The following is a 23,655-nucleotide window of genomic DNA, read 5'->3' on the forward strand; positions in this document are numbered from 1 at the left end:
AGGCCGCCTCTGCGATCCGCCTGTGGCACGATGGACAGCGATGCAAATCGGTTTTCCCTTCGCGACGGGCGCGGACCGGGGCCGTGAGCGGCGCTCATGATATCGTTGTTGTCCGGCGCATGGCACGAACCACGGAAGACGACACGCTCCCCAGCTCACATACCCCTTCCGCGCTGGCGATGGCGGCCGTGGCTCATCAGCCGAGCGCCCTCGACGACGCCACACTTCGGATACGGGAGGCCGAGGCCACGCGCACGCAGGAGGACCCGTCGCCCGATCCGCTGCTCCGCACCCTGCCGCGGGGGGCTCGCGTCGGCGACTACATCCTCGATCGCCCCCTCGCCCGGGGTGGCTTCAGCTTCGTCTATCGCGCCACGCACGCCGAGCGCGGCACCGCCGCGGCGCTCAAGGTCCTTCACGCCGACCTCGCCTCGGATCTCGATGCGGTCGTCCGCTTCGCGCGGGAGATCGAGGCGATACAGCGTCTGAATCATCCGAATGTGGTCGCGATCCTCGATCACGGGCGGCTCAGCAGCCGTGGTGCCCCCTACTATGTCATGGAGCTGCTCGAGGGCTGTAGTCTCGACGAGCACCTCCGCGCCCGCGGACGCCTGTCCGCCACGGACGTGCTCGCGCTCCTGGAGCCGCTTTGCAGCGCGCTCGACGCGGCGCACCGCTGGGGGATCGTGCACCGGGATATCAAGGCATCGAACGTCTTTCTCGCCGAGCAGGGCGGGCGGCGGAGGGTGGTGCTGCTCGACTTCGGCGTGGCCAAGCTGCTCGATGCGCCGGAGCCTGCGCTCACGTCGTCGCGGCACATCGTCGGGACCCCGACGTGCATCAGCCCGGAGCAGATCCTCGGCGAGTCGATCGACTCCCGCGCTGACGTCTACGCGCTCGGGGTGCTGACGTACCGGATGCTCGTCGGCGAGCCGCCCTTCGTCGAGCGCTCCTATCCGATGCTGCGCCAGCTGCACCTCTACGTGGACCCGCCGCGCCCGAGCACCCGGGCGCGCGTCCATCCCGCATTGGATGAGGTGATCCTCCGTGCGATGAGCAAGGATCGCAGGGAGCGCCCCCCGACGATCACGGCCTTTCTGGGCGAGCTGAGGGCCACGGTGGAGGCGAGCGGCGGGACAGGCGCGCTGTCTTCTGCCGCGCGCGAGCGGCAGGCGCTCGCGCTCTACGCCGAAGTGCACGTCGAGCCGAGCGCCCTCGAGGAGCCGGAGGATGGATTGCTCGCCGATCTCGAGGTCATCCTCCCCTTCATCGCCGCCGAGCTCGTCAGCGCCGGTCTCACGACCATGGTGCAGACCGGCAGCAGCATGCTTTTCACGGTGGATCGTCCCGACGACCCGGCCGGGGACAGGGAGGCGCGCCGCCAGGTGGTGCGCACGGCGCTCGCGATCTACCAGCGGCTCGAGGCCCGCTCCGGGCGCGATCCCAGGGTCGATGTGCGCCTGTGCCTCCACGCGGGAGAGCTCACGGATACCGGCAAAGGCTCGCCCGCAGCCGGCAAGCTGCTGGAGGTCGCGGCGTGGGTGCCAGACCAAGCCGGAGAGGGCGTCTTCGCTTCACCCGAGCTCCTGTCCGATCTGGAGATCGCAACGGCAGGAGAAGAGGGCGCGCTCCGCCGGATCACAGCGCCACGGACACGACAGGGCTGATCACCCGCCCCTCATGCCCAGTGCGCCAGGACGGGCATCCTCGCCGGCTCGTCGTCCGGGACGCTGCTCGCGGCGGCCCTGCGCTATTGCCGCGAGCAGTCGTCGCCGAAGCGCGTCTGCATGCCCGCTCGGTCGTCGCGTCGGGCGGGCGCGGCGCTCGCGGCGCGGCGCGACCGCCCGTCGACGTGCCTTGTGCGGGCAGCGGGCTCGTGGTGAGCTGTGCGCCATGCAGGAGGCGCACGGAGCTTGGGTGATCGACCTCGCCACGGCGCGGGTGGTCGATCTGACGCACCCGATCACCCCGGACATGCCGCTGTTTCCCGGCGACGAGCCCTATGCGTCGGAGGCGCTCAGCACCCTCGAGAAGGACGCGTATCGCTCCAATCGGTTCTCGATGGACGAGCACGCCGGCACCCACGTGGACGCGCCGGCGCACTTCACGGCCGGGACAGCGACCGTCGAGCAGATCGCGCCGGAGCAGCTCGTCGGGGCGGCGGCGGTCGTGGACGTGACGGCGGCCGTGGCGGCGAGCCCGGACCACCGGGTCACCGTGGACGATCTCCGGGGATGGGAGGCGCGGCACGGGGCCCTCGGCGCGAGGCATATCGTGCTGATCCGGACGGGCTGGGGGGCTCGCTGGTCCGATCCGGCGAGGTACCTGAACCAGGACCCCCAGGGCGTCATGCATTTCCCCGGGGTTTCCGTGGAGGCGAGCCGCTACCTGCGCGAGCGCGGCGTGCGCTGCATCGGTATCGATACGCTGTCGACCGACCCGGGGCAGAGCGAGACATTCGAGCAGCACAGGGCCTTCCTTGGCGCCGGCGGCTACCACATCGAGAACCTCGCCAACCTGGATCAGCTGCCCGAGGCCGGGGCGGTCGTTGTGGTCGCGCCGCTCCCGCTCGCGCGCGGCAGCGGCGCGCCGGCCCGGGTGCTGGCGCTGGTGCCGGCCTCCGGCGGCCCGGCGAGCTAGCGCGGCGCACATCGCCGGGCAGGCTCGGGCGGCGGCCGCGGCGTTGCGCATTGCAGCGCGTCAGCACCCCTGGCTGCTCTCTGACCTGCCGCACGCGTCGCCTCACCTTTCGCCCAGGGGACGGATCGGCGCAGGCACGCCTGGGGCGCAGCGCGCGCCGTCCTGGCCCCGTCGCCCTGCTCCGGCGCCGTGTCGCCTGTTTGCATACCGCCCCCCGCGACGGTCGTACGAGGTGCTGCTCCCCGCGCCGGAGCGACCACACGGAGCTTCGCGTCCTGCCCGGGATTCGGTATCCTCTCGACTCCCCCCTCGGGAGGTGACCGGGCGTATGAAGTTCGAGAAAGACGTCCTTCTGGCCGGCAAGTTCCGCCTGGAGCGAGAGCTATCGCACGGCGGGATGGGCTCGATCTGGGTGGCGCAGCACGTACAGCTCGGCACGCTCGTCGCGGTCAAGTTCATGCGCGACTCGTTTTCGCGGCTGCCGGTGCTCCGGGCGCGCTTCGAGCGGGAGGCGCGCGCCGCCGCGCAGCTCAAGAGCCCTCATATCGTGCAGGTCCACGATTTCGGCTTCGAGGAGGACGACGAGGTGCCCTACCTCGTCATGGAGCTCCTGCAAGGCGAGGATCTCAGCAAGCGCCTCCAGCGGTGCGGCCGCCTCTCGCTCCCGGAGACGCTGCACATCATCGTCCAGGCCGGGAAGGCGCTCCGCAGCGTCCATGAAGCGGGGTTCGTGCACCGCGACCTCAAGCCCGCCAACTTCTTCCTGGCGCGCGTCGACGGCGAGGACGGCGAGATCGTGAAGCTGCTCGACTTCGGGATCGCGAAGGACGTCTCGGCGGTGCTCGCGACCGATATCTCGGCCACGGGCGAGGTGATGGGCTCGCCCAACTACATGAGCCCGGAGCAGTTCTATGGCGAGCGGGACGTGGACGCGCGCAGCGATCTCTGGTCGCTCGGGGTCATCCTGTTCAAGATGCTCACGGGGCAGCTGCCGTTCCCGGGCGACGCGATCGGGCGCGTGGTCACGAAGGTGATCCTCGGCACGGTGCCGTCGGCGCGCGCGCTCGCCCCCGATCTGCCGAGCGGCATCGACGCGTTCTTCGAGCGGGCGCTGGCGCGCGATCGGGACAAGCGGTTCCAGAACGTGCGCGACATGGTGAACGAGCTCGCGCGCGTCGCGGGCGCGCCGCCGTTCTTCTCGCTCGTGGGGGACACCTCGCTGGGCGCCGGGTGGTCGTCGCTGGTCTCCGGCGGCGTGTCCGGGCTCGCCGACCCCGGCACGCCGCCGGTGGCGCAGCTGACGACGATGCCCATCCAGCGGCGCTCGGACCCGAACGATGTCCGCGCCTCGACGCCGAACCCGCACTCGCTGCCGGGCACCTTGACCGGCGCGATCAACCTGTCGGCGCCGCACGCGGCGCGCGGCGCCATCGCGCGGGTCGCGGGGCGCGTCGCCATCGGGGCGACGATCGTCGCCGTGGGGGGCGGCCTGTTCATCGCCACGCTCAAGGGCGCATCGACCGGCGGCGACGAGGCCGCGATCCAGGCGTCCGCGGCCGCCGCAGCGCCCGCGCTCGTCGCGCCGTCGAGCGGCGCGCCGGCCGGGCCCGCCGCGGTCCCCGCCATCGCGAGCGCTCTCGAGGCGCGCGCCGCGGCGACCCCCGCGGTGGTACCGGCCCCGCTGCCGCTCGAGCCGGGCGCGGGCGCGCCGGGCGCCGCCTCCCTGGCGCCGGCACAGGCATCCGCCGTCCCCTCCGCGGCGGCGGCGCGGAGCGCCGCGCCCGCGCGCCCCGCGTCTCCGGCCACCGCTCGGACCACGTCGACGGCGGCGCCGCGCAAGGCGGCGCCGGCTCCTCGCAAGAAGTCCGGCGGGAGCAGGCCGGACTGGGGGCTCTAGCCGGGTGGCTCCGCGTCCCCAGAGAGCAAGAATGCGCTTCCGAGCGGCGGTGATGGGTACGTTCCTCCTTGTCACGCTCGCCGGCGCGGAGGCGTCCGCGCAGGCGCCGCCCCCGTCGGCGAAGGCGCGGCAGGCGGCCGTCGCGTACGCCAACCAGGGGTGGACGGCCTACCGAGCACGCCGGTACCGGGACGCGCTCCAGGCCTTCCGCCGAGCCGAGGCCACGGTGCATGCGCCGACCTTCCTGATCATGGTCGCGCGCTCCTGCCACAAGCTCGGCCGCCTGACCGAGGCGCGCTCGGTCTACCAGGTCATCGTCGACGAGCAGCTCCCGGCCGACGCCTCGCAGGCGTTCCGGCAGGCGCAGGCCGAGGCGAGGACGGAGCTCGAGGCCCTCTCGTCGCGCATCCCGACCGTGGAGATCACCGTGACGGGCGCGGGCTCGGGGGGCGCCCAGGTGGCGCTCGGCGGGCTGGACGTGCCGCCGTCGACGCCCGTCGCGCGCGATCCGGGCAGCCACACGCTCGCCGTGGGGGCGCCTGGACGACGCGGGCTGACGAAGGAGATCGTCCTCAAGGAGGGGATGAGGGCCAAGGTCGAGGTCGATCTCGTGGCCGGTAAGGTGCGGATCGAGAGCGACAGGACCGGGCGCGGCGCGGGCGGCGAGCCGCAGCCGCTCGGCCCCGGGCAGGTCGCGGCCGACGGCAGCGCCCAGGAGGGCGGCGGGCCGCTGGGGCCTGGGCAGGGTGCGGCCGACGGCAGCGCCCAGGAGGGCGGTGACGCGGGCGACGCGGCGGATGGACGCCCGCGCCCGCGCAGCCCCGCGGTCGTGTTCACGGGGCTCGCCGCGACCGCCGCGGGGACGGGGCTCGGGGTCGCGTTCGTGCTGCTCTCGAACGGGAAGGCGAGCGCGCAGCAGCGCCTCCTGGAGCCGGCCTGCACCGACCCTGCGCGCTGCCCCGGGCTCGACCTGCGCGCGTACAACGACCTGGGGCACGCCAAGGCAGACCTCGCGAACGCGGCGGTCTGGAGCTTCCTTGCCGCGGGCGCGGCGGGGCTCGGCACGGCGGCGTACGTCCTCCTGACAGGGCAGCCCGACGCGCGGGACGCGACGGCGACCGGCCTGTCGGTGATCCCCATGCCGGGCGGGCTCGGGCTCAGCAAGCGCTGGTGAGGTTTCCGAAGAGAGGGATCGTCCCGATGGTGCGCATCGTATCTTGGACGTGGATGGGCCGGGCGCTCTCGACGATCGTCCCGCTGGTCGCGCTCACCGGGGGGAGCTGCGTCTTTTACAGCTACGAGGATGTCGTGCCCGGCACGGGCGGCGCAGGCGGAACGAGCGGCAGCGCCGGCGGGACCGTGGAGCCTTGTGAAGGGGGTGGCGGCTGCGGCGGGGCGCCCCCGGAGGGCTGCGATGGGCCGGGGAGCCATATCTCGACTTGCCTTGTCGATGATGGCTTGCTCGCGCGGTACTTCCTCGACGCGTACGGCACGGATGGCAAGCTCGTCGACTCGGGACCAGCGCCGGGGCTCTCGCTCGACGTGGTGTCGGACGGAGAGAGGCTCAACCTGGAAGGCGAGGCGGGGCGCAGGGGCATCCGCTGGAACAACCTCGGCGGCAACGCGCGCGTGGAGGCCGTGTTTTCTTCGACCGCCACGCCCCCGAGCAAGCTCCTCGTCTCGAAGGCGGCGCTCACGCTCGAGACCGTGGTGAGCGTGACGGCCGCGGCGGTCGAGGGCGTGCCGGCTCGCATCCTGTACCTCGGGACCGATACCGGAGAGTTCGGGAAGTACTCGCTGAGCGCGGGCGACCCCGACGGGATGGGCAACCGAGAGCTGCTGTTCCACATCTACGCCAGCTCCCAGACGCTGCTCGTGGGGCAGTGGTTCATTCCCCTCGAGGAGCTGGAGCGGCCGTGCGTCCTGCACCTCGTGCTGAACGCCGCCGAGGGCGTCGTCGATCTCTACGTGAACGGCGACGTGCAAACGAACGCGATCCCGGATCGGCCGCCCGCCGACTTCGTCTTCACGTGGGCGGAGCCGACGTGGTATCTCGTGCTCGGAAACTCGCGGAAGGCCGGGCGCTCTCTCCGCGGCTCGATCCAGTATGCCGCGCTGTACGGCGAGCCATTGACCCGCGAGCAGGTGGAGGCCAACGCCGCGACGCTGGCGAAGAGCGACGACGGCCCCGGGATGTGACCTAGTGCGCGCCGCGCCCGTTCCGGGTTCGCGCCGGCGCCCGCGCGCCCTCGCGTCCGGAGAGCGCATAGGTCACGCCGCGCTCCAGCGTCCCCCGCGTCACGATCCCCCCCAGATCGGCCCCCAGCTGCACGAGCGCCTGCGCCACGCTCGGCCGGATCCCGGTGAGCACCACCTCGGCCCCGAGCAGCCGCGCGCTCCGCGCCGCCCGGATCAGCGCGTCCGCCACCTCCGGCCCCGCCTGCGGCACCCCCGTCACGTCGAGGAGGGTGATCCGCGCGCGCTGGCGGGAGATCCCGTCCAGCAGCGTCTCGGTGAACTGCGCGCCCCGCTCGCGGGTCAGCTCGCCGACCAGGGGCGCCACCAGCACCCCGTCCGCGATGGGCAACAGCGGCGTTGAGATCGCCCGTATCGTCTCCTGCTGCACGCGCAGCATCTTCTCCTGCAGCTGCCGGGTCCTCGCCTCGGCCCGCACCCGCTCGGTGATGTCCACCGCGATCGCCCCGCATCCGGAGACCCTGCCCTCCTCGTCGCGGAGCGCGAACCTGGTGCTCATGTACACGTGCGTCCCGTCGGCCAGCTCCATCTCGTCCTCGGAGGTGATGGGCTCGGACGACGCCATCGCCGCCCGGTCCTGCGTCGTGAACCGGTCGGCGATCTCCGCGGGGAACAGGTCGTGTTGCGTCTTCCCCATCAGCTCCTCGCGGGGCTTGCCGAGGAGCGCCTCGACCGGCGGGTTCAGCAGCGTGTGGCGGCCCTCGCTGTCCCGCGCGAACATGAGCATCGGCGCGTTCTGGATGAAGGCCTCCAGCAGCGCGGCGCCCCGGCGCCTCTGCGCCTCGGACTCCACGCGCGCGGTGACGTCGATGGTCACCACCGCCACGAAGCGGTTCCCGCTCGCGTCCTCGAATGCAACGTAGCTCGGCTCGGTCCAGAGCCGGCGCCTCTCCTTGTAAAGCTCGCCCGGCTCGGTGTCGTAGGGGACCGGGGGCAGCGTGACCACCTCCCCGGCGAGCGCTCGGCGGAAGGCCTCGGCGTGGCCCGTCTTCACCGCCTGCGGATCCTCCAGCGCGTTGTACTTGCCGATGATCTGCTCGGGCCTGATGCGCCACCGCGCGCAGTCGGCCCGGTTGATCGCGACGAGGAGCCCGTCCGCGCGGTGGACCACCAGCGGTACGGTCACCGCATCGAAGAGCGCGCGGTAAGGCACGCTGTCCGCGAGCTCGCGCTGCGCGTCGCGCGGCGCCGCGCCCGAGCCGAGCCTTCGCTCCAGCTCCTCCACGCGAGCCCGGAGCCGCGCGTTCTCTGCCTTGATTCGCTCGTCGCTCTGCCGGTCGATCTCCATCGTCCCCCCTGAGCCCTGCCTGATGTGCGATCTCACGCGCGGCCGCTCGCCGCCGAGGAGAGCGCGCTCAGCCCTCTGAGCCCTGCGCACCGCTCTCCGCCCGCGGCCGTCCGGGATACCTGCTGCGCTGAAATGGTGCACCATCAGGCCGGCCCCGTGAAGTACCTAATCGGCCGGGGATGGCTCGTTCTCGCGGGCTGGCGCGTCGACAGCGGTACTCCCACGCACGACCGACTCGCCCTCATCGCAGCCCCGCGCACCACCGACCGGGACCTGCCCTTCGTGCTCGTCGCCTCGTACATCGGAGCATCTCGGAGGCGCTATCGACACGGCGAAAGACACGTTCGATCCGGACGGACGCCGCTTCGTGTTTGCGTGGCTCCTGTTCCCGGAGAGCGTCCTGTCGACCAGGGGATAGGTCCCGCGGCTCGGGCTCGCCGCCGGTGGCTAGGGAAGAAAGACGGTGATCACACGGGTGGTCGACTCCGGGATGCCGGTGAGGTTGTTGACGCAGCTCGGGTAGTACATGCCGTTCGTGTTGAGCTGCTGGCAGTAGGCGGCGCACGACCCGCGGATGCTGAGCATCCCGCATTGCTGGACGGCCCCGCCGCTGGTGAGGTGACCGGCGGCGCAATCCCGCATCAGCGACCGTGCATGGCCGCGATTCGCCTCGTCGTAGCAGGCGTTCAGGTAAGGAGAGGGGGCAAACAGATTGCCCCAGAAGGCGCCTTCCAGATGCGTGTAGGTCGTGAGCTCGAGGGTACCGGTCTTGTCGATGGCCGAGGGAGTGCCCCGCGAGGAGATCGTCACGGAGACGCCGTACCAGTTCGTCCGCGACGCGAGGCACGCCGAGATCCACTGCTGGTCCATCAGGCCGAGCGGCTTGGTGCTCCAGTCCGGCACGAGGCCGATGATCCCCCAGTACTGCTCGTTGCGCACCGTGCCCGAGCCGTCGGTCCACGAGAAGCTGAACGACTGCGAGGGGAGGAACGCACAGCCGACCACATAGCTGAGGAGCTGGCGCGAGAGATCGCCGGCCGCGCCCGGATCCTGGATCGCGCTCAGGGCCGCCGGGCTCAATGCGTTGGGGTTGAGGGCGTTGGGGTTGAGGGCGTTGGGGTTGAGGGCGTTGGGGTTGAGGGCGTTGGGGTTGAGGGCGTTGGGGTTGAGGGCGTTGATGAACTCGAGCGCGCTAAGGGCAACTCCTACGGAGTCCTCCTCCTCTTCCTGAACTGCGACGCAGCCGACCAAAGACGCGACCAAAAGCGCTGCGAAAACAGCGATGCTGATCCGGTACATCGTCGTTCCCCCCCCCCGGGTTCGTCCCTTCGTGCCCTCGTCGAAGGTCACATGGGGTGTACCGATGACTAGCCATCATGTCCAGTACTCAACTGGCGATTTGTGTAGAATTCTGGAGTCGTTGGAGTCAGCGGTGCTCTGTCCACGGCGTGCCGGGCGAGCGCGAGGTCGCGTGTCGCGCGCCGTCTGAGACCCAGTAAGGAGCGGTGGATGATCGAAATCTCACATTGCATGAAGGCTCGACAGAAGGGCAGCGAGCGGCCTGTGTGTCGTTGCGATGTGCAGTGTGGCGACAGGAGCGTGCGCGGGGCCGGGGCCATGGCGCGAGGCACGCCGCTGACGAGCGCGCCGCCGAGCGCCCCGGCAGGCGCTGTCAGGGGGTCTCGTGCGCGGGGGCCGAGCGGGCGGTGATCGATCTGCTCGGGTCAGCCAGCAGGCTCACCCGGGGTCGATCTCGCCGTCGCCGCGCGGGCCCTGCGCCGGAGGCGGCGAGGTCGGTTCCGGGGAAGGCTGCGCGCCCTGCGCCGGCGGCGCGGTGATCGGGGAAGGCTGCGCACCCTGCACCGGCGCCGCGCCGGTCGGGTAAGCGTGCATCGGGCCCGCCTGGAAGGGTGGACGGAAGCTGGCTGTCGTGCGCCGCTGCCGCCGGAGGATCGCGCGAAGGGCGTAGGTGAGCGCCCCGAAGAACGCCGCCAGGAGCAGCAACGTGGGGCCGATCGAGGCGGCGAGGACCGCGGTTTTCACGGCGACGACCCCCGCGTTCTCGATTCCCTCGCTGGCCGCGCGGGCGATCTTGCCGCCGGCGCCCAAGGTCTGCTCCTCGCCGCGCGCCGTGATCGACATCTTCACGGTCGCATAGGCGATCTGCCCCTCCAGCAACCGCTCCTGCGCCTCGATCTGCTCGATCGTCTCACGCACGCTCCCGAGCTGCTTCTCGACGGCGACAACGTCCGCGAGGCTCCCCGTCCTGTCGGAGAGCAGGTCGAGCAGCCGCTTCTCCTGGGCGCGGGCGTTCCGCAGCCGCGCGCCGATGTCCGCGCGCTGCTCGGTCACGTCCTCGGCCTTCTCCGCGTCGTCGACCACCTCGCCGACCGACGCCGCCACGGCGCGGAACGCGCCGACCTTCGCCGAGGGGACCCGCGCCTCGAGCGACGCGCTCCGGTGCGGGCCGCCGTGCACCCGGGCCTCGCTCACGTAGCCGCCGTGCTCCTCGACCGCGGTCCGCAGCCGCTGCATCGCGGGCTCGAAGGCGTCGACGAGGATCGCGGTCTCGACGGTGATCCGCATCGCCCGCCCGGCGAGCGGCGCCGACGCGGGTGAGGGCCCCGGCGCTCGCTGATCCAGCGCCGCGATCTGCGCGGGCGGGGCCGATCCGGAATGGTCCCCTCTGGCGCAGGCGCTCGTCAGCGTCACCGCCAGGAGCAGCACGGCAGGCAGCCTCATGCAGGAGCGCATGCGGTGACCATAGCGGTTCGAGCGAACGACCGCGAGCGGCGCCTGTGAGCCCACCTCGGGCGAGGACGCGGACACGCCGTGCGCGCCGGCGGCGGGCCCGCCCGTTGCGAGGCGGGCGCCGACCATGTCGACACGCGAAGAGGACACCCCGGGATACGACGCGATCATCGTCGGCGGAGGGCCGGCCGGCCTCAGCGCGGCGCTCATCCTGGGGCGCTGCCGGAGGCGCGTCCTCGTGTGCGACTCGGGGCGGTACCGCAACCACGCGGCGCGCGAGATGCACGGCTTCCTGTCGCGCGACGGGATCGCGCCGTCCGAGCTCCGGCGGATAGCGCGCGAGCAGCTGGCGCCGTACGGCGTCGAGATCCGCGAGGCCGCCGTCACCGACGTCCGCCGCGGAGCGAGGCGCTTCGAGGTGACGCTGGAAGGCGGCGAGCGCCTGCGCTGCCGCAAGCTGCTGCTCGCCACCGGGCTCGTCGATCGGCTGCCGGAGCTCCCGGGGCTCCCCGCGATGTACGGCAAGAGCGTGCACCACTGCCCCTACTGCGATGGATGGGAGGCGCGCGATCAGGCGATCGGCGTCTACGGACAGGGCAGCACCGGGGTCTCGCTCGCCGTGAACATGAAGACGTGGAGCGATGACGTCGTCCTGTTCACGGACGGGCCAGCGTCCCTGTCGCGATCGGACGCCGATCGGCTCGCGCGCCACCGGATCGGCGTGCGCGAGGAGCGCGTCGCCCGGCTCGAGGGCAGGGACGGGATGCTGGAGCGCGTGGTGCTCGAGGACGGCAGCGCGGTGGAGCGCCGCTCGCTCTTCCTCAAGGCGAAGCAGGAGCAGGGGGCGGATCTGGCCGGGCGGCTCCGCTGCACGGTCACGGAGGAGCGGGGCGTCGAGACGGTCGCCGAGCACGAGGAGACGACCCGCGATGGGGTCTTCGTCGCCGGGGACGCCTCGAAGGAGGTGCTGCTCGCCATCGTGGCCGCCGCGGAGGGAGCCGCCGCGGCGTTCGGGATCAACTGCGCGCTGCAAGAAGAGGAGCTCGCGTAGCGGGGCAGCGCGCCCTCGCCGGCGCTGCCAGGACAGGCGCTCAGTCGCCCCGACCGCCCGGCCCGCGCCCGCGGCCAGGCCCCGGCCCGAACGGCGGCGGGCCCGGGCGCCGCCGCCGCTCGGCCTCGAGCTCCTCGTAGCGGGTGAGCTGCTCGGGCGTGAGCACGCCCTTCACGCGCGCGTCGGTGCGATCGCGGAGGGCGTCGAGCGCGGGGCGGCACTCGGAGAGGAGCCTGTCCCGCTCGGCCTCGGCCTCGGCGAGCGTCGCCTTGAGCTCGCGCACCTGGCGGTCGGTGAGGTCGAGGTGGCGGCGCATCGCCTTGAGGCGGAACTGGGCGCGCGCCTCGGTCGGAGGGCCCCGGAAGGTGGCCTCGAGGTCGCGCAGCGCCGTGACGCGGCCGATGGCCGCGCCGGCGACGCCGCCGAAGAGGAAGACCGCGGCGAGCACGGCCAGCGGCTTCCAGCGGGCGAGGGGGGGCGGGGACGCGGGGCGCTCTGTCATTCGCTCGCCTCGAGGGCCTCCACGGAGGCCATGATCGCGCTGTCGACGTCGCGCTGCGCCTGCAGGAAGAAGAGGATGCTCGCGGCCGCCGCGAGGGCGGTGACGACGAGGGCAGGGCGACCCGAGCGGACGATGCCGTCGGCGATCGCGGGCCGCGCGGGCAGGAGCCGAGGAGCGGCCGTCGCGGCGCGGACCATGGCCTCGGTGAAGCCGGCGTCCGGCTCGAGGCCGTCGGTCGCGGCCGCGATGCGCGCGAGCGGATCGCTGGCCGCGCTGGCCGTGCTGGCCGTCGCAGCGCGCAGCACGGCCGCCGTGAAGCGGTCGTCGGCGTCGATGCGAGCGGTCGCGGCCGCGAGGCGCGCGAGGTCCCGATCAGGTCCGGTCCGGTCGTCGTCGCGGTCAGACATGCGGCGCCTCCTCCTCGATCTGCCGGGCGCGGAGCGCGGCGCGGGCGCGCACCAGGCGTTGCTCGACGGCGCCCTCGGAGCAGCCGAGCGCCGCCGCGGCCTCCTTCGCGGGCAGGCCCTCGACGGCGACGAGGACGAGCGCGGCGCGCTCCTGGGGCGGGAGCGCGGCGAGCAGCGCGTCGAGCTCGCGCAGCGCGACGCGCGCCTCGGCGGAGACGAGGCCGTCGAAGCGCGGCTCGGTCGACGCCTCGCGCGCCTCGCGCGGGGTGTCGCGGCGGCGCCGGAGGGCGTCGAGGCAGGCGTTCGTCACGATGCGGTACAGCCAGGTCTCCACCTTCGATCTCCCGTCGTAGCGCCCCTCGCGCAGGGCGCGGTAGGCGTCGACGAACGCCTCCTGCAGGGCGTCCTCGGCCTCGGCGAGGTCGCCGACCAGGCGCGCGGCCAGGCGGTACATCGGCGCGCGCGTGTGCTCGACGATCTGCCGGAAGGCCGCATCATCGCCCCTGGCGACGCGCGCTGCGACGAGCCTGAGGTCGACGATCACGTTCCCCCGCGATTCTGCGCCCATGGCACCGCGCGCGCTACAGGGACGGGCGCTCAGCGGCGCTCGGGGCCGCGCATGCCGGGCCCGGGGCCGTGCTCGCCGCCGGGCCCGCCGGGCCCGTGGCCGCGCATGCCGGGCCCGTGGCCGTGCTCGCGGCCGTGCCTGCCAGGCCCGGGGCCGTGCTCGCGGCCGTGCCTGCCCGCGGCCGGCCCCTTCTCGATGCGCTCCGCGAGGGCGTTGCGCTGCGCCTCGTCGAGGATCGGGACGATCGCGGCCAGCGCGCCGACCATGCGGTCCAGGTGCGCCCGCGGGCCCATCTTCTCGCCCGCCGGCGGCTGCGGCAGGAACGCGTTCGCGTCGAAGCGATCCGCGGCGAACGTCTCGAGCCGCGCGCGCATCTCGGCGCGCCTCGCCGCGTGATCTTCCTTCCGCCCGACCCGGTCGGCGTCGCCCGGGCGCGCGGCCTCGAGGGCCTTGTCGATCTGCGCGCGCTGCTCGTCGCGCAGGTCGAGGCCGGCGAGGAGGTGGCCCAGCGGACCGCCGCGCATGCCGGGGCCGCCCATGCCGCCGTGGTCGCCGCGCATGCCGGGGCCGCCCATGCCGCCGCGGTCGCCGCGCGGGCCGCGGTGGTGCTCGCCGCCCTGCTCGCCGCCGCGCGGGCCGCGCTCTGCTCGCTCGTCCATCTTCGCGGCGATCACATCGATGAGCTGCCGGCGCTGCTCCTTCGTGAGCGTGGCGTGCAGGGTGCTCAGCGCCCCGGCGACGCGCGCGCGGCGCTCCTCCGCCGCGCGGCCGGCGTCGGGGAGCTTCGCCTCGATCGCCGCCCGATCGATCTTGCCGGCGCGCACGCCCTCGGCGAGCGCCGCGAAGACGGCCCCGTCCTTCGGGCGCTCCTTCGCGCCGTCGCGCAGCCCCTCGAGGGCGCCCTCGATCGTCGCTTCCTGCGCGTCGGAGAGGTCGAGCTCGTGGAGCGCCGCGCGCAGGAGGTGCTCGGGGCCGCGCGGCCCGCCGCGATGGCCGCCGAAGCCCCCTCGGGGACCGCCCGCCCCGGGCGGGCCCTTGGCGAGCGCCGCCTCGGCGGCCTCGTCGCTCGGGGACGTGTTGCCCTGCCCCGTCTCCGCCGTGCAACCGGCCGCGCCGACGAGCGCGCCGACGAGCGGCAATATCCCACCAAGCCTCCACCAACGAGACTGCGTCATGGACTCTTCTCCTGCGTCGCCCGCGTCGTGCCGAGCGGGTCGTTCATCCCTGTGACGCGGGCGGGGAGGGGGGCCCTACGAGGACGAGCTACTTTTTCTGGAGGCCCGGTCGTCCGGCAAGCTCCGCAGGCATCCGGGAGAGGCCAACGCGGGCTGGATCGGGCCCGGCCTTACCGCACGCTGGCGATCAGGTGGGTGCGCGTCCCCTGCGGTGTGGCGACCTCGGCCTCGTCGCCCTCCGACAGGCCCAGCAGGGACGCGCCGAGGGGGCTCGTCGTGGCGAGGGTCTGCAGCTCGACCCCCTGGAACTGGATGCGCTCGCCGCCCGCGGCCGGCAGGAGGAAGTAGAGCGCGCGCCGCTTTCCGCTCTCCAGCTCCACCAGCGCCGAGCTCTCGATGCCCGCGCCAGGGCCGAAGTCGCGCACCGTGACGGCGCCCAGCCTGGCGAGCGCCTGCTCGATCTGGAGCACGCGCTCGCTGTGACCTCGCGCCACGTAGGACGCCTCGGTGGCGCGCATGTCCTTGTCGCCTTCGGCGCGGTTCTCCTCGTGCGTCACGGCGCTCGCGGCGTCGCGCGCCCGCTCGGTGGAGCGCTCGAGCTCACGGGCGAGCTGGTCCTTCAGGGCCGCTAGCAAAGCGCGCTTGTCGATGGCCGGTGGCATGGACACGCACATCTTACCAGACGGGATCGCGGCGGTCACTCCACGGTCGTCGGGCGCCGCGCGGCGCTGAGGACGGCCGAGGGGCGCAGCCGTCCTCGGCGCCCCGCGGCGCGCGTCCGTCTCCGCCGGTGCCGATGCAGATGATGAGGAGACGGGAGGCGGCCCGGCTCCTCCGGGAAGGCCGCGCGCCGCGCGCCCGCCCGCGGGCGGGCGGCGCCGAGCGCACACCTGCGCTGATTGCAACTCTGTAATAGATGCCTCTCGCACAGAGTCGCAGCTCATGGCGCCTTTTCGCGTCGAGAGCTCCCCGCTCCTTGCAGATGTGCAATCCACGCGCGTCTCGCGCGGCGGACTGCCGACGCGCTTATCGTTCGTGTGAATCGAATGTTTCAACACGGTGACCTGGAAGCACGAAGACGCGCGAAGACGCGAGAAGACGCGAGAAGACGCGAGAAGACGCCCGATGAAGCGCGATGACGCTCCGCGACGGCGAGCGGGAGAACCGCTCAGGAATCGTTCAGGAATCTCTTTGCCGGGGTACGGTGAGTAGTGTAGATTCCTAATCTGCTGCGCCGCTGCTCCGGGCTGGAACGCATCGACACGAGAGCATGGGTGTCGTGCGGCGCCACCGCACAGCCTGGAGCGCGCGGGCCGAGCGCGCGCGACATGACGCGAGGCGTCCTGCCGCCGCTCGCCCGGGCTGCTTCCCGATCACCGCACGAGCACACAAGAGGAGAATCGTGAGCCTGTATGCCCAGGAGAGGCTGCGCGTGCTCGTCGTCGACGACGAGCGGAGGATGCTGGACAGCATCGCGGCCATCCTCGACGACGACGTCGATGTCGAGACCTGCACGTCCGCCCACCGGGCGCTCGAGCTGCTGCAGACAGGCCAGTTCCACGTGGTCTGCTCCGACTACAAGATGCCCGGGATGAACGGAGACGAGCTCCTCAAGCGGGTCGCCGGCCTGCCGTTCTACACGAGCTGCCTGCTGATCACCGGCGACGAGGAGTACATCCGCTCCGGCGAGGCGGGCCGCCACTACGTCATCCTCAAGCCGTTCGAGCCCGCCCGGGTCACCCGGATCGTCCTGGAGCTCGCGCGCCTCGCCCGCGCGCGGCGGTCCGCGGACGCCGGCGCGGGCGCCTCCTCGGCGCGCGAGGCCGCCGCGCCCGCCTCGAAGACGAGGAGGGCCACGCCGTCGCTCAGGCCGCGGGAGGTCCAGGACGCGCCGGTGTCCTCGCAGCGAGAGCGGGTGAGCTCGTACCCGCCCCCGTCCTCCCGCGCGGCGTCGAGCTACCTGGACACGGTGCGGGTCGGAGACGCTGGGCTCCCGGCCCGGACCCTCAAGTGATCGACCGCGGCGGCGAACGCGGCACCCGAGGAGGCCATCCCCCACGATGACGAGCCGAGATCCGCTCGGCGCGGTGGAGCAGACCGCGACGGCCGAGGAGATCGTGGCCACGCTGCGCCACGATCTGCGCAATTGCTTCGGGACGATCCGCAATGCGGCGTTCTTCATCCGGCGCAAGGTCGCCCGGGAGCAGGCCTTTCGGGACGACCCGCGGGTGGAGCAGTTCCTCGACGTCATCGACGAGGAGGCGATCGCGGCGAGCGCGCTCGTCGACGGCGCCGTCGACGCGAACCCGAGCCTCAGGCGGCGGCCGGTGAGCGCGAGCGCCCGCGAGTGCGTCCTCACGGCGGCGGCCTGCGCGCGCATCGCCGAGCCGGGGATCCGCGTCGACGTCGACGCGGCGGAGGGCGTCGTCGAGCTCGATCCGGCCGAGCTCGCGCTGGCGGTCCGGTGCCTCGTCGAGAACGCGGCGGAGTCGATGCCCGGGGGCGGGGTGGTCACGCTGCGCGGGAGCGTGGCCGGCGCGCGCTACCGCATCGAGGTGGGCGACGCGGGGACGGGCGTGCCCGAGCAGGAGCGGGAGGCGATCACGCGCCCGTTCTACACCACCAAGCCGGGCCGCCTCGGCCTCGGGCTCAACATCGCCGGGCGCGTGGCGCGCCGCTATTTCGGGACGCTCACCCTCGGCCGCGGCGCGCCCTCGGGCACGCTGGCCTGCATCGAGCTGCCCCTCGCTCTGGCGCCCGAGCCGCCCGGCGCGGGCGCGCTCGTCGAGGAGCGGCTGTGACGGCGCGCGCGGCCGAGGCGCCGCGATGAGCATCCGGGCCGCCCTCTCGCTGATCTTCGCCGTCGCCGCGGCCGTCGTGCTGCTCGCGACCGGCGCGCTCCACGTCACGTCCGCCAGCATGACGCGGCTCCAGCGGCGCGCCGAGCTGTCGTACGAGGATCTCACCCGCCATGTCACGCTCGCCAACCACGCCGGCCGCTACATGCGGGAAGCCGCGGAGATCTCCCTCGGCGGCGGCGACACCGAGGAGCTCCACCACCTGGCCGGGCTCGTCGCGCGGGACCTGTCCGCGGCGGAGGCGATCGAGCGGGCGCGGGAGCCGCTGGAGCGGGCGCGGGAGCCGCTGGAGCGGGCGTGGGCGCCGCTGGAGCGGGCGCTGATCGAGGGCGAGCGCGCCTCCGAGGCGCTGCGCGAGGCGCAGGAGGGCGACGAGCGCCTGCGCCGGATGCGCGCGAGCTTCGCGGCGATCGCCGGGGGCGTCGACCACGTGTCCCGCATGGCGAGCGCCGGGGATCCGGCGGCCTACCGGAGGTTCGTGGAGCGCCCCGAGGTCGAGTACGAGGAGGGGTTCGTGCCCCAGATCGACGCGGCCATCGCCGACGCGCGGCGCGACGTCGCGCGGAACACGGAGGAGGCGGGCCGCGCAGGCGCCAGGATCAGGATCGCGAGCATCGCCCTGATGACGGCGGCGCTCGTGCTCCTCGTCGTCCTGCTCGGCGGGCTCCTGCGCTCGATGGCGCGCGGGTTCGGCGCGCTCGCGGAGTGCTCGCGGCGCATCGCCGGAGGCGACCTCGATTACCCGCTGCCCGACCTGGGAAAGCACGAGTTCGGGCGCATGGGCGCGGCGCTCCGCCACATGGCCGAGAGCCTGCGCGAGGCCCAGGCGTCGAGCGTGCGCGTCGAGCGGCTCGCGGCGATAGGGCAGCTCGCGGCGAGCGTCGGGCACGAGCTCCGCAACCCGCTCGGCGCCATCCGGAACGCGACGCACTACCTCAAGAAGCGCCTCGCCGGGACCGAGGTCGGCGCGGAGCCGCGCGTCGCCCAGCTCCTCGCTCTGATGGAGAAGGAGCTGCTCTCGTGCAACCGGATCATCGGCGATCTCCTGGACTTCGCGCGTGAGCGCAGGCTCCGCCGCACCGCCTGCCCGCTCGCGCCCCTCGTGGACGACGCCATGTCGGTCGTCACGCCGCCCGCGCACGTGCGCCTGGAGAACCTCGTGCCGGCGGCGCTGCCGGTGCCGAGCCTCGACAAGGACCAGTTCCGGCAGGTGCTCGTGAACCTGATCCAGAACGCGGCCGAGGCGATCCCGGCCGAACGCGAGGGGTGGGTGCGCGTGGTTGGACGTGTGTGCGACCAGGCCGTGAGCCTGGTTGTGGCCGACAACGGGGAGGGGATCGAGGAGGAGCACCTCGCGAAGATCTTCGAGCCGCTCTTCAGCACGAAGCTGAAGGGGACGGGCCTCGGGCTCGCCATCACCGCGGGGATCGTCCGCCTGCACGGCGGCACGATCGCGGTGGAGAGCGCGCCCGGCGCGGGGACGACGTTCACCATCCGGTTACCGCGCGCCGCGGCGCCGGAGGTACACTCCTCCGTGCAGCCCGCGTGACAGCGGAGGGAGACGGCCGTCGATGCAAGGGACCGGACCGGTGCTCGTGGTGGACGACGAGGAGGGGATGCGCGCCACGCTCGCCGCGAACCTCGAGCTCGAGGGGTACGAGGTCGTCGAGGCGCGGGACGGGGCGCACGCGCTCGAGCTCGTGAGGCGACGGCGCTTCGCGCTCGTGCTGAGCGACGTGAGGATGCCCGGCCTCGACGGCGTCGCGACGTTCCGGGAGATCAAGCGGCTCCAGCCGGAGCTCACGGTGGTGCTGATGACGGGCTTCGCGCGCGAGCAGCTCATCGAGCAGGGCATCGGCGAGGGCGTCTACGCGGTCATCTACAAGCCCTTCTCGATGGAGCACCTCATGCGGATCATCGCGCGGGCCCTCTCGTCGCGCGGCGTGCTCGTCGTGGACGATCTCCCCGCGGTCGCGGAGTCGATCGTGGCGGGGCTCAAGGCGGCCGGGCTGCGCGCGGAGGCCGCGTACGACGGGCACACGGCCATCCAGCGCGCGCGGGACGCGGCGGTCGACGTCTGCGTGCTCGACCTCCGGATGCCGTCCCTGGACGGCGTGAGGACGCACGAGCAGATCCGGCAGCTGAGCCGCGGGATCACGGTGATCGCGATGACCGGCCACGCGACGCCGGAGATGATCCACGCGTTCACGAGCCAGGGCGGGTACGCCTGCCTCCACAAACCGTTCGAGGTGCGCGAGCTGATGCACACGATCGCGCGCGCCAGGAGCGACCCGGGGACGTGCTGAGGGCCGCGGGACATGGCGCCGGGCGGCGGCGTGCGCTGCGACCTGCCTGGCCGCGACCGCGCCGGCCGCGCGGGCGGAGGAGGGCGGCGTGAGCGTGACCGTGCTCCTCGTCGACGACGACGCGTCGTCCCGGTTCGTGCTCGCGACGCTCTTGGAGGACGAGGGCTTCCAGGTGGAGGAAGCCGGCTCGTTCGCCGAGGCCGGGCGGAAGATCGCGGCGGAGGGCGCGCGGTACGACCTCGCGCTGCTCGACCAGAACCTCGGCGACGGCCACGGCACCGATCTCGTGGCGGTGCTGCGGGCGCGCCTGCCGCGCGCGAAGGCGGTGCTGATCAGCGGCAGCGGCGACGACGCCCTCGGCGACGCGCCCCCGCCGGACGCGGTGCTCTCGAAGGGGATCGGCTTTCCGGATCTGCTCGATCGGATCCGGCAGCTGCTCGGCTGACGCGCGTAGGCGCCACGCGGGCCCGCCGCGGCGGGCCCTCAGACCCGGCGCAGCCGCTCCGCCGCGCGCTCGAGCGTCTCGTCCCGCTTGGCGAAGCAGAACCGCAGGACGGGCCCGGGCTCCACGCCGGAGAGGAACGGGGAGATCGGGATCGAGGCGACGCCGTGCTCGCGGATGAGGCGCAGCGCGAAGTCGGCGTCTCGCTCGGTCGTGATCTCGGAATAGTCAACGAGCTGGAAATACGTGCCTTCGCACGGCAGGGGGCGCAGCCGCGAGCCCTCGATGAGCTTCAGGAACCGGTCGCGCTTTGCCTGGTAGAAGGGGGCGAGATCGGCGGCGAGCGGATCGCGCGCCACGACCTCGGCATACGCGTGCTGGATGGCGCCGTTCACCGCGAACGTCACGAACTGGTGCACCCGCTGGATCTCGGCCGAGAGCGCCTGCGGCGCCGCGCAATAGCCCACCTTCCAGCCGGTCGTGTGGTACGTCTTCCCGAACGAGCTGATGACCACGGAGCGATCGGCCAGCTCCGGATACCGCGCGAGGCTCTCGTGCCGGCGGCCGTCGAAGAGGATGTGCTCGTACACCTCGTCACCGACGACGAGGGCGTCGGTCCCTTCCAGCACCCGCCCGAGCTCGCGCATGTCGTCGGCCGACAGCATCGTTCCGGTCGGGTTGTGCGGTGAGTTGATGAGCAGGAGCCGCGTGCGCGGGGTGATCGCGCGCCGCACCTCGTCCCAGTCGACGCGGTACTCCGGAAAGCGGAGCGTGACGAACACGGGCGTTCCGCCGTTCAGCAGCACGGCCGGCGCGTACGAGTCATAGCAGGGCTGGAACAGGATGACCTCGTCCCCGGGGCGGACGAAGGCCGTGATCGCGCTGAAGATGCCCTCGGTGGCGCCCGAGGTGATCGTGATCTCGGTCGCCGGATCGTAGCGGCGGCCATAGAGCCGCTCGATCTTCATCGCGAGCGCCTCGCGCAGGGCCAGCACGCCCGGCATGGGGGCATACTGGTTGTGGCCGGCGCGCATGTGGCGGGCGACGGCCTCCACCAGCTCCGGCGCGCAGTCGAAATCCGGGAAGCCCTGCGACAGGTTGATGGCGCCGTGCTCGTTCGCGAGCCGCGTCATCACCGTGAAGATGCTGACGCCGGTCGACGGCAGCTTCGATGGGAGCGCGGGCGTGGTCATGGCGGGCTATATATCACCCCTTCAGAGCGGCCGCGCTCCCCGGCAGCGCGCCGCGGAGCGCGAGCGCCGCGACGGCCGACGCCGAGGCCAGGCCGACCGCCACGAGCAGGAGCCAGGGCGCCGCGCCGACCCTCCTGGAGCTCCCGTCGAAGAGCCGGTCGATGATCAGGTTGCCCGCCGCGGCGGAGAGCCCCGCCGCGAGATAGAAGATACCGTAATGAACGTCCAGGCGGCGTTCCCCGGCGAGCATCGGGATCATGTTCATCATGATGCCGATCCGGTGCGCGATGCTCGCCACTGGACGGCGGTCCGTCGGGCAGGTGCGGTCCGCTCGGGTCGGTGCATCTGGACCGCGGGGCCGCGGTATGGGACAGTGCGCCCGGCAAGATGGCGAAGGACGAGCGGACGAAGAAGGCCTCCCCGCAGTCGAAGCCGGCACCGCCAGCCGCCGGCATCAGCGCTATCGCGGTCGAGGGGTACAAGTCGCTGCGGCAGCGGACGGAGGTCGCGATACGCCCGTTGACGCTCCTCGCCGGCGCGAACAGCTCCGGTAAATCGAGCGTGATGCAGGCGCCGCTCCTTCTCAAGCAGACCCTCGAGGCACCCTACGATCCGGGTGCGCTCCTGCTCGACGGGCCGCATGTGCGGTTCACCGCAGCAGAGCAGTTGCTCTCGCGAAGCGGGAAGAAGCGCATGAGCGAAGGCTTCGCGATCACGATGGTGGTGACCGGGGGCGGCAAGGTGACGGTGCGTTTCAAGCGGCAGCCTGGAATGGGCTTCGACCTCGTGGAAATGTCCTCGACGCGACCAGGCGAACCGCCCTTCACGGTGCGGGCCGGAGCGTCTCGCGACGAGATTCTTGGTTCCCTACCCGGAGGTGGTGGCGAGCAGGCCGCCACATTGTTTCAAAGCATCTCCGTTGTTCGCGATCGTTGCTTCCTGACGGTCCGAGCCGAGGGAAAGCGCACAGGCCCTCTTGCTGGTGTGGCGGGAACGGTGATGGGCCCGGCGCGGTGGATAGACACGGCGCTGCTAGGCATCATTCACGTACCCGCGCTTCGTGGCAATCCGACGCGCACCTACAAGACATCGGCTGTGGGGGGCGTCTTCCCCGGCACATTCGAGCCTTACGTGGCCAGCATCATCCATCACTGGCAGATCACCAAGGACATCCGACAAAAACAGCTCGGGGCGGCGCTGGAGAGGCTCGGGCTGACGTGGAAGGTCGAGACCTCCCGCATCGACGACACGCAGGTCGAGCTGCGCGTCGGGCGCCTCCGCCGGGGGGGTCGCGGGGGGGCGCGTGATCTCGTCAGCATTGCCGACGTGGGCTTCGGCCTGTCGCAGTGCCTGCCCGTGGTCGTGGCGCTCCTCATCGCGCGCCCCGGCCAGCTCGTCTACCTCGAGGAGCCGGAGATTCACTTGCACCCGCGGGCGCAGGTCGCGCTCGCGCAGATCCTGGCCGACGCCGCGAACCGCGGCGTGCGCGTCGTCGCAGAGACTCACAGCTCTCTCTTGCTGCTCGGCGTGCAGTCGCTCGTCGCCGAAGGAGCCCTCTCTCCCGATCGTGTGGCGCTCCACTGGTTCTCCCAGACCGAGGACGGTGCAACCGAGGTCCGGAGCGCGGAGCTGGACGACGCGGGCGCGTTCGGGGACTGGCCCGAAGACTTCGCCGAGGTCGCGCTGGCCGCGCAGAGCCGGTATCTGGACGCCGCCGAAGCGCGGCTGGCCGGGCGTTGATGCGCGCCAAGGCGTCTCGGCGCCTCGTCATCGATGCCTCGGTGGCCCGCGCGGCGGGCGGAAAGGGCGCGACGTACCCGCTGTCCAAGCGCTGCCGCGATGCCCTGACCACGGTGCTCGACGTCTGCCATCGGGCCGTCATGCCCCCTGCCATCCGAGACGAGTGGAACAAGCACCAATCGGTGTTCGCGAGCCAGTGGCGGGTCTCCATGGTCGCCCGCAAGAAGCTGCTCTTGGAGGACGTGCCTGCAGATCCCTCGCTGCGCAGGGAGATCGAGGCCGCCTCGGCGAGCGAGCCGGGCCGCGAGGCGATGCTGAAGGACGTCCACTTGGTCGAGGCGGCGCAGGCCGCAGATCAGACGATCCTTTCCCTGGACGACACGGCGCGAGGCCTGTTCGCTGGCGCGTCGCGGCGTGTCGGTGCGCTCCGGACGATCGTGTGGGTCAACCCAGGGAGCGAGGGCGACCGCGTGAGAGCCTGGCTGGAAGGCGGCGCTCCGCCCGAGGTCACGTACCGGCTCCGCGCCGGCGAGCCGCGCCCGTGATAGCGTGCCTCCCGCCGGCGCGGGGAGCGGCGCTCC

Annotated in this window: 23 protein-coding genes; 13 read left to right on the plus strand and 10 right to left on the minus strand. The window is 72.6% G+C overall.

Translation table 11 applies throughout. The features are described 5' to 3' along the window. The first annotated feature begins 119 nt into the window (after window positions 1-119). The 5 genes from WME95_RS47945 to WME95_RS47965 all read left to right on the plus strand — a co-directional run bounded on the left by WME95_RS47945 (window position 120) and on the right by WME95_RS47965 (window position 6,736). Window positions 120-1,667 (plus strand): serine/threonine-protein kinase, encoded by a 1,548-nt coding sequence (locus WME95_RS47945; protein ID WP_437905853.1) that lies wholly within the window; start codon window positions 120-122, stop codon window positions 1,665-1,667. 226 nt (window positions 1,668-1,893) lie between these two features. Continuing rightward, window positions 1,894-2,640: a cyclase family protein gene (locus tag WME95_RS47950; RefSeq protein WP_437905854.1), complete on the plus strand. Its 747-nt coding sequence runs from the start codon at window positions 1,894-1,896 to the stop codon at window positions 2,638-2,640. Window positions 2,641-2,968: 328 nt separating this feature from the next. Continuing rightward, window positions 2,969-4,537 carry a serine/threonine-protein kinase gene (locus WME95_RS47955; protein WP_437905855.1) on the plus strand — a complete coding sequence of 523 codons (1,569 nt, stop codon included), beginning with the start codon at window positions 2,969-2,971 and terminating at the stop codon, window positions 4,535-4,537. Window positions 4,538-4,568: 31 nt separating this feature from the next. Continuing rightward, on the plus strand, window positions 4,569-5,711 hold the full coding sequence (locus WME95_RS47960) for a tetratricopeptide repeat protein (protein ID WP_437905856.1): 1,143 nt from the start codon (window positions 4,569-4,571) through the stop codon (window positions 5,709-5,711). Continuing rightward, the gene (locus WME95_RS47965; protein ID WP_437905857.1) at window positions 5,708-6,736 is read left to right on the plus strand and encodes a hypothetical protein; all 1,029 of its coding nucleotides are present in this window, start codon (window positions 5,708-5,710) and stop codon (window positions 6,734-6,736) included. Before WME95_RS47960 ends, WME95_RS47965 begins: the two co-directional genes overlap by 4 nt. Before the next feature lies 1 nt (window position 6,737). Here the strand turns inward: WME95_RS47965 and WME95_RS47970 are convergent, their stop codons facing one another. From WME95_RS47970 to WME95_RS47980, 3 genes are all read right to left on the minus strand, one after another. After that, window positions 6,738-8,117 (minus strand): PAS domain-containing protein, encoded by a 1,380-nt coding sequence (locus tag WME95_RS47970; protein ID WP_437905858.1) that lies wholly within the window; start codon window positions 8,115-8,117, stop codon window positions 6,738-6,740. A 411-nt stretch (window positions 8,118-8,528) separates the two neighbouring features. Continuing rightward, window positions 8,529-9,380 carry a hypothetical protein gene (locus WME95_RS47975; RefSeq protein WP_437905859.1) on the minus strand — a complete coding sequence of 284 codons (852 nt, stop codon included), beginning with the start codon at window positions 9,378-9,380 and terminating at the stop codon, window positions 8,529-8,531. 438 nt (window positions 9,381-9,818) lie between these two features. Continuing rightward, complete coding sequence (locus tag WME95_RS47980) at window positions 9,819-10,823, minus strand: DUF4349 domain-containing protein (protein WP_437905860.1); 1,005 nt, start codon at window positions 10,821-10,823, stop codon at window positions 9,819-9,821. A 136-nt stretch (window positions 10,824-10,959) separates the two neighbouring features. Here WME95_RS47980 and WME95_RS47985 point away from each other — a divergent pair, with 136 nt between their 5' ends. Then, window positions 10,960-11,883 (plus strand): NAD(P)/FAD-dependent oxidoreductase, encoded by a 924-nt coding sequence (locus tag WME95_RS47985; protein WP_437905861.1) that lies wholly within the window; start codon window positions 10,960-10,962, stop codon window positions 11,881-11,883. 40 nt (window positions 11,884-11,923) lie between these two features. On the opposite strand, the gene WME95_RS47990 is transcribed toward WME95_RS47985, so the two are convergent. The 5 genes from WME95_RS47990 to WME95_RS48010 all read right to left on the minus strand — a co-directional run bounded on the left by WME95_RS47990 (window position 11,924) and on the right by WME95_RS48010 (window position 15,209). After that, a complete protein-coding gene (locus WME95_RS47990) occupies window positions 11,924-12,385 on the minus strand; it encodes a hypothetical protein (RefSeq protein WP_437905863.1) in 462 nt (153 codons plus the stop codon). Next, window positions 12,382-12,792: a hypothetical protein gene (locus WME95_RS47995; RefSeq protein ID WP_437905864.1), complete on the minus strand. Its 411-nt coding sequence runs from the start codon at window positions 12,790-12,792 to the stop codon at window positions 12,382-12,384. The genes WME95_RS47990 and WME95_RS47995 overlap by 4 nt, the downstream gene beginning before the upstream one ends. Beyond that, window positions 12,785-13,360, minus strand: coding sequence for an RNA polymerase sigma factor (locus WME95_RS48000; RefSeq protein ID WP_437547641.1), 576 nt, complete (start codon window positions 13,358-13,360; stop codon window positions 12,785-12,787). Before WME95_RS48000 ends, WME95_RS47995 begins: the two co-directional genes overlap by 8 nt. 29 nt (window positions 13,361-13,389) lie before the next feature. After that, window positions 13,390-14,535, minus strand: coding sequence for a Spy/CpxP family protein refolding chaperone (locus tag WME95_RS48005; protein ID WP_437905865.1), 1,146 nt, complete (start codon window positions 14,533-14,535; stop codon window positions 13,390-13,392). A gap of 170 nt (window positions 14,536-14,705) precedes the next feature. Further along, window positions 14,706-15,209, minus strand: a complete 504-nt coding sequence (locus WME95_RS48010) for a GreA/GreB family elongation factor (protein WP_437555635.1) — start codon at window positions 15,207-15,209, stop codon at window positions 14,706-14,708. A gap of 728 nt (window positions 15,210-15,937) precedes the next feature. On the opposite strand from WME95_RS48010, the gene WME95_RS48015 reads away from it, so the two are divergent. The 5 genes from WME95_RS48015 to WME95_RS48035 all read left to right on the plus strand — a co-directional run bounded on the left by WME95_RS48015 (window position 15,938) and on the right by WME95_RS48035 (window position 20,144). Next, the gene (locus tag WME95_RS48015; protein WP_437905866.1) at window positions 15,938-16,549 is read left to right on the plus strand and encodes a response regulator transcription factor; all 612 of its coding nucleotides are present in this window, start codon (window positions 15,938-15,940) and stop codon (window positions 16,547-16,549) included. Window positions 16,550-16,595: 46 nt separating this feature from the next. Further along, the gene (locus WME95_RS48020; protein WP_437905867.1) at window positions 16,596-17,336 is read left to right on the plus strand and encodes a sensor histidine kinase; all 741 of its coding nucleotides are present in this window, start codon (window positions 16,596-16,598) and stop codon (window positions 17,334-17,336) included. 25 nt (window positions 17,337-17,361) lie between these two features. Continuing rightward, window positions 17,362-18,942: a sensor histidine kinase gene (locus WME95_RS48025; protein WP_437905868.1), complete on the plus strand. Its 1,581-nt coding sequence runs from the start codon at window positions 17,362-17,364 to the stop codon at window positions 18,940-18,942. Window positions 18,943-18,964: 22 nt separating this feature from the next. Next, window positions 18,965-19,699, plus strand: coding sequence for a response regulator (locus WME95_RS48030; protein ID WP_437905869.1), 735 nt, complete (start codon window positions 18,965-18,967; stop codon window positions 19,697-19,699). An 88-nt stretch (window positions 19,700-19,787) separates the two neighbouring features. Next, the gene (locus tag WME95_RS48035) at window positions 19,788-20,144 is read left to right on the plus strand and encodes a response regulator (protein ID WP_437905870.1); all 357 of its coding nucleotides are present in this window, start codon (window positions 19,788-19,790) and stop codon (window positions 20,142-20,144) included. 38 nt (window positions 20,145-20,182) lie between these two features. Here WME95_RS48035 and WME95_RS48040 read toward each other — a convergent pair whose 3' ends face one another. Both WME95_RS48040 and WME95_RS48045 read right to left on the minus strand, forming a co-directional pair. Continuing rightward, the gene (locus WME95_RS48040) at window positions 20,183-21,334 is read right to left on the minus strand and encodes a methionine aminotransferase (RefSeq protein ID WP_437905871.1); all 1,152 of its coding nucleotides are present in this window, start codon (window positions 21,332-21,334) and stop codon (window positions 20,183-20,185) included. A gap of 13 nt (window positions 21,335-21,347) precedes the next feature. Next, on the minus strand, window positions 21,348-21,602 hold the full coding sequence (locus WME95_RS48045) for a hypothetical protein (RefSeq protein WP_437905872.1): 255 nt from the start codon (window positions 21,600-21,602) through the stop codon (window positions 21,348-21,350). A 119-nt stretch (window positions 21,603-21,721) separates the two neighbouring features. Here WME95_RS48045 and WME95_RS48050 point away from each other — a divergent pair, with 119 nt between their 5' ends. Together WME95_RS48050 and WME95_RS48055 are read left to right on the plus strand one after the other, a co-directional pair. Beyond that, complete coding sequence (locus WME95_RS48050) at window positions 21,722-23,074, plus strand: AAA family ATPase (protein ID WP_437905874.1); 1,353 nt, start codon at window positions 21,722-21,724, stop codon at window positions 23,072-23,074. Beyond that, window positions 23,074-23,619 (plus strand): hypothetical protein, encoded by a 546-nt coding sequence (locus WME95_RS48055; RefSeq protein ID WP_437905875.1) that lies wholly within the window; start codon window positions 23,074-23,076, stop codon window positions 23,617-23,619. The genes WME95_RS48050 and WME95_RS48055 overlap by 1 nt, the downstream gene beginning before the upstream one ends. The last annotated feature ends 36 nt before the right edge of the window (window positions 23,620-23,655 follow it).

It is taken from the genome of Sorangium sp. So ce327 (assembly GCF_051530205.1).
GTDB classification, from domain to species: domain Bacteria; phylum Myxococcota_A; class Polyangia; order Polyangiales; family Polyangiaceae; genus Sorangium; species Sorangium cellulosum_B.

Excerpts from the sequence above, each read along its gene's own strand:
- WME95_RS48020 (WP_437905867.1), top strand. The coding sequence starts at position 16,596 with ATGACGAGCCGAGATCCGCTCGGCGCGGTGGAGCAGACCGCGACGGCC.
- WME95_RS47990 (WP_437905863.1), bottom strand. The coding sequence starts at position 12,385 with ATGACAGAGCGCCCCGCGTCCCCGCCCCCCCTCGCCCGCTGGAAGCCG.
- WME95_RS48005 (WP_437905865.1), bottom strand. The coding sequence starts at position 14,535 with ATGACGCAGTCTCGTTGGTGGAGGCTTGGTGGGATATTGCCGCTCGTC.
- WME95_RS47945 (WP_437905853.1), top strand. The coding sequence starts at position 120 with ATGGCACGAACCACGGAAGACGACACGCTCCCCAGCTCACATACCCCT.
- WME95_RS47985 (WP_437905861.1), top strand. The coding sequence starts at position 10,960 with ATGTCGACACGCGAAGAGGACACCCCGGGATACGACGCGATCATCGTC.
- WME95_RS48000 (WP_437547641.1), bottom strand. The coding sequence starts at position 13,360 with ATGGGCGCAGAATCGCGGGGGAACGTGATCGTCGACCTCAGGCTCGTC.
- WME95_RS48040 (WP_437905871.1), bottom strand. The coding sequence starts at position 21,334 with ATGACCACGCCCGCGCTCCCATCGAAGCTGCCGTCGACCGGCGTCAGC.
- WME95_RS48050 (WP_437905874.1), top strand. The coding sequence starts at position 21,722 with ATGGCGAAGGACGAGCGGACGAAGAAGGCCTCCCCGCAGTCGAAGCCG.
- WME95_RS47975 (WP_437905859.1), bottom strand. The coding sequence starts at position 9,380 with ATGTACCGGATCAGCATCGCTGTTTTCGCAGCGCTTTTGGTCGCGTCT.
- WME95_RS47950 (WP_437905854.1), top strand. The coding sequence starts at position 1,894 with ATGCAGGAGGCGCACGGAGCTTGGGTGATCGACCTCGCCACGGCGCGG.
- WME95_RS48030 (WP_437905869.1), top strand. The coding sequence starts at position 18,965 with ATGCAAGGGACCGGACCGGTGCTCGTGGTGGACGACGAGGAGGGGATG.
- WME95_RS48025 (WP_437905868.1), top strand. The coding sequence starts at position 17,362 with ATGAGCATCCGGGCCGCCCTCTCGCTGATCTTCGCCGTCGCCGCGGCC.
- WME95_RS47955 (WP_437905855.1), top strand. The coding sequence starts at position 2,969 with ATGAAGTTCGAGAAAGACGTCCTTCTGGCCGGCAAGTTCCGCCTGGAG.
- WME95_RS48045 (WP_437905872.1), bottom strand. The coding sequence starts at position 21,602 with ATGATGAACATGATCCCGATGCTCGCCGGGGAACGCCGCCTGGACGTT.
- WME95_RS48055 (WP_437905875.1), top strand. The coding sequence starts at position 23,074 with ATGCGCGCCAAGGCGTCTCGGCGCCTCGTCATCGATGCCTCGGTGGCC.
- WME95_RS48010 (WP_437555635.1), bottom strand. The coding sequence starts at position 15,209 with ATGTGCGTGTCCATGCCACCGGCCATCGACAAGCGCGCTTTGCTAGCG.
- WME95_RS47960 (WP_437905856.1), top strand. The coding sequence starts at position 4,569 with ATGCGCTTCCGAGCGGCGGTGATGGGTACGTTCCTCCTTGTCACGCTC.
- WME95_RS47995 (WP_437905864.1), bottom strand. The coding sequence starts at position 12,792 with ATGTCTGACCGCGACGACGACCGGACCGGACCTGATCGGGACCTCGCG.
- WME95_RS47980 (WP_437905860.1), bottom strand. The coding sequence starts at position 10,823 with ATGAGGCTGCCTGCCGTGCTGCTCCTGGCGGTGACGCTGACGAGCGCC.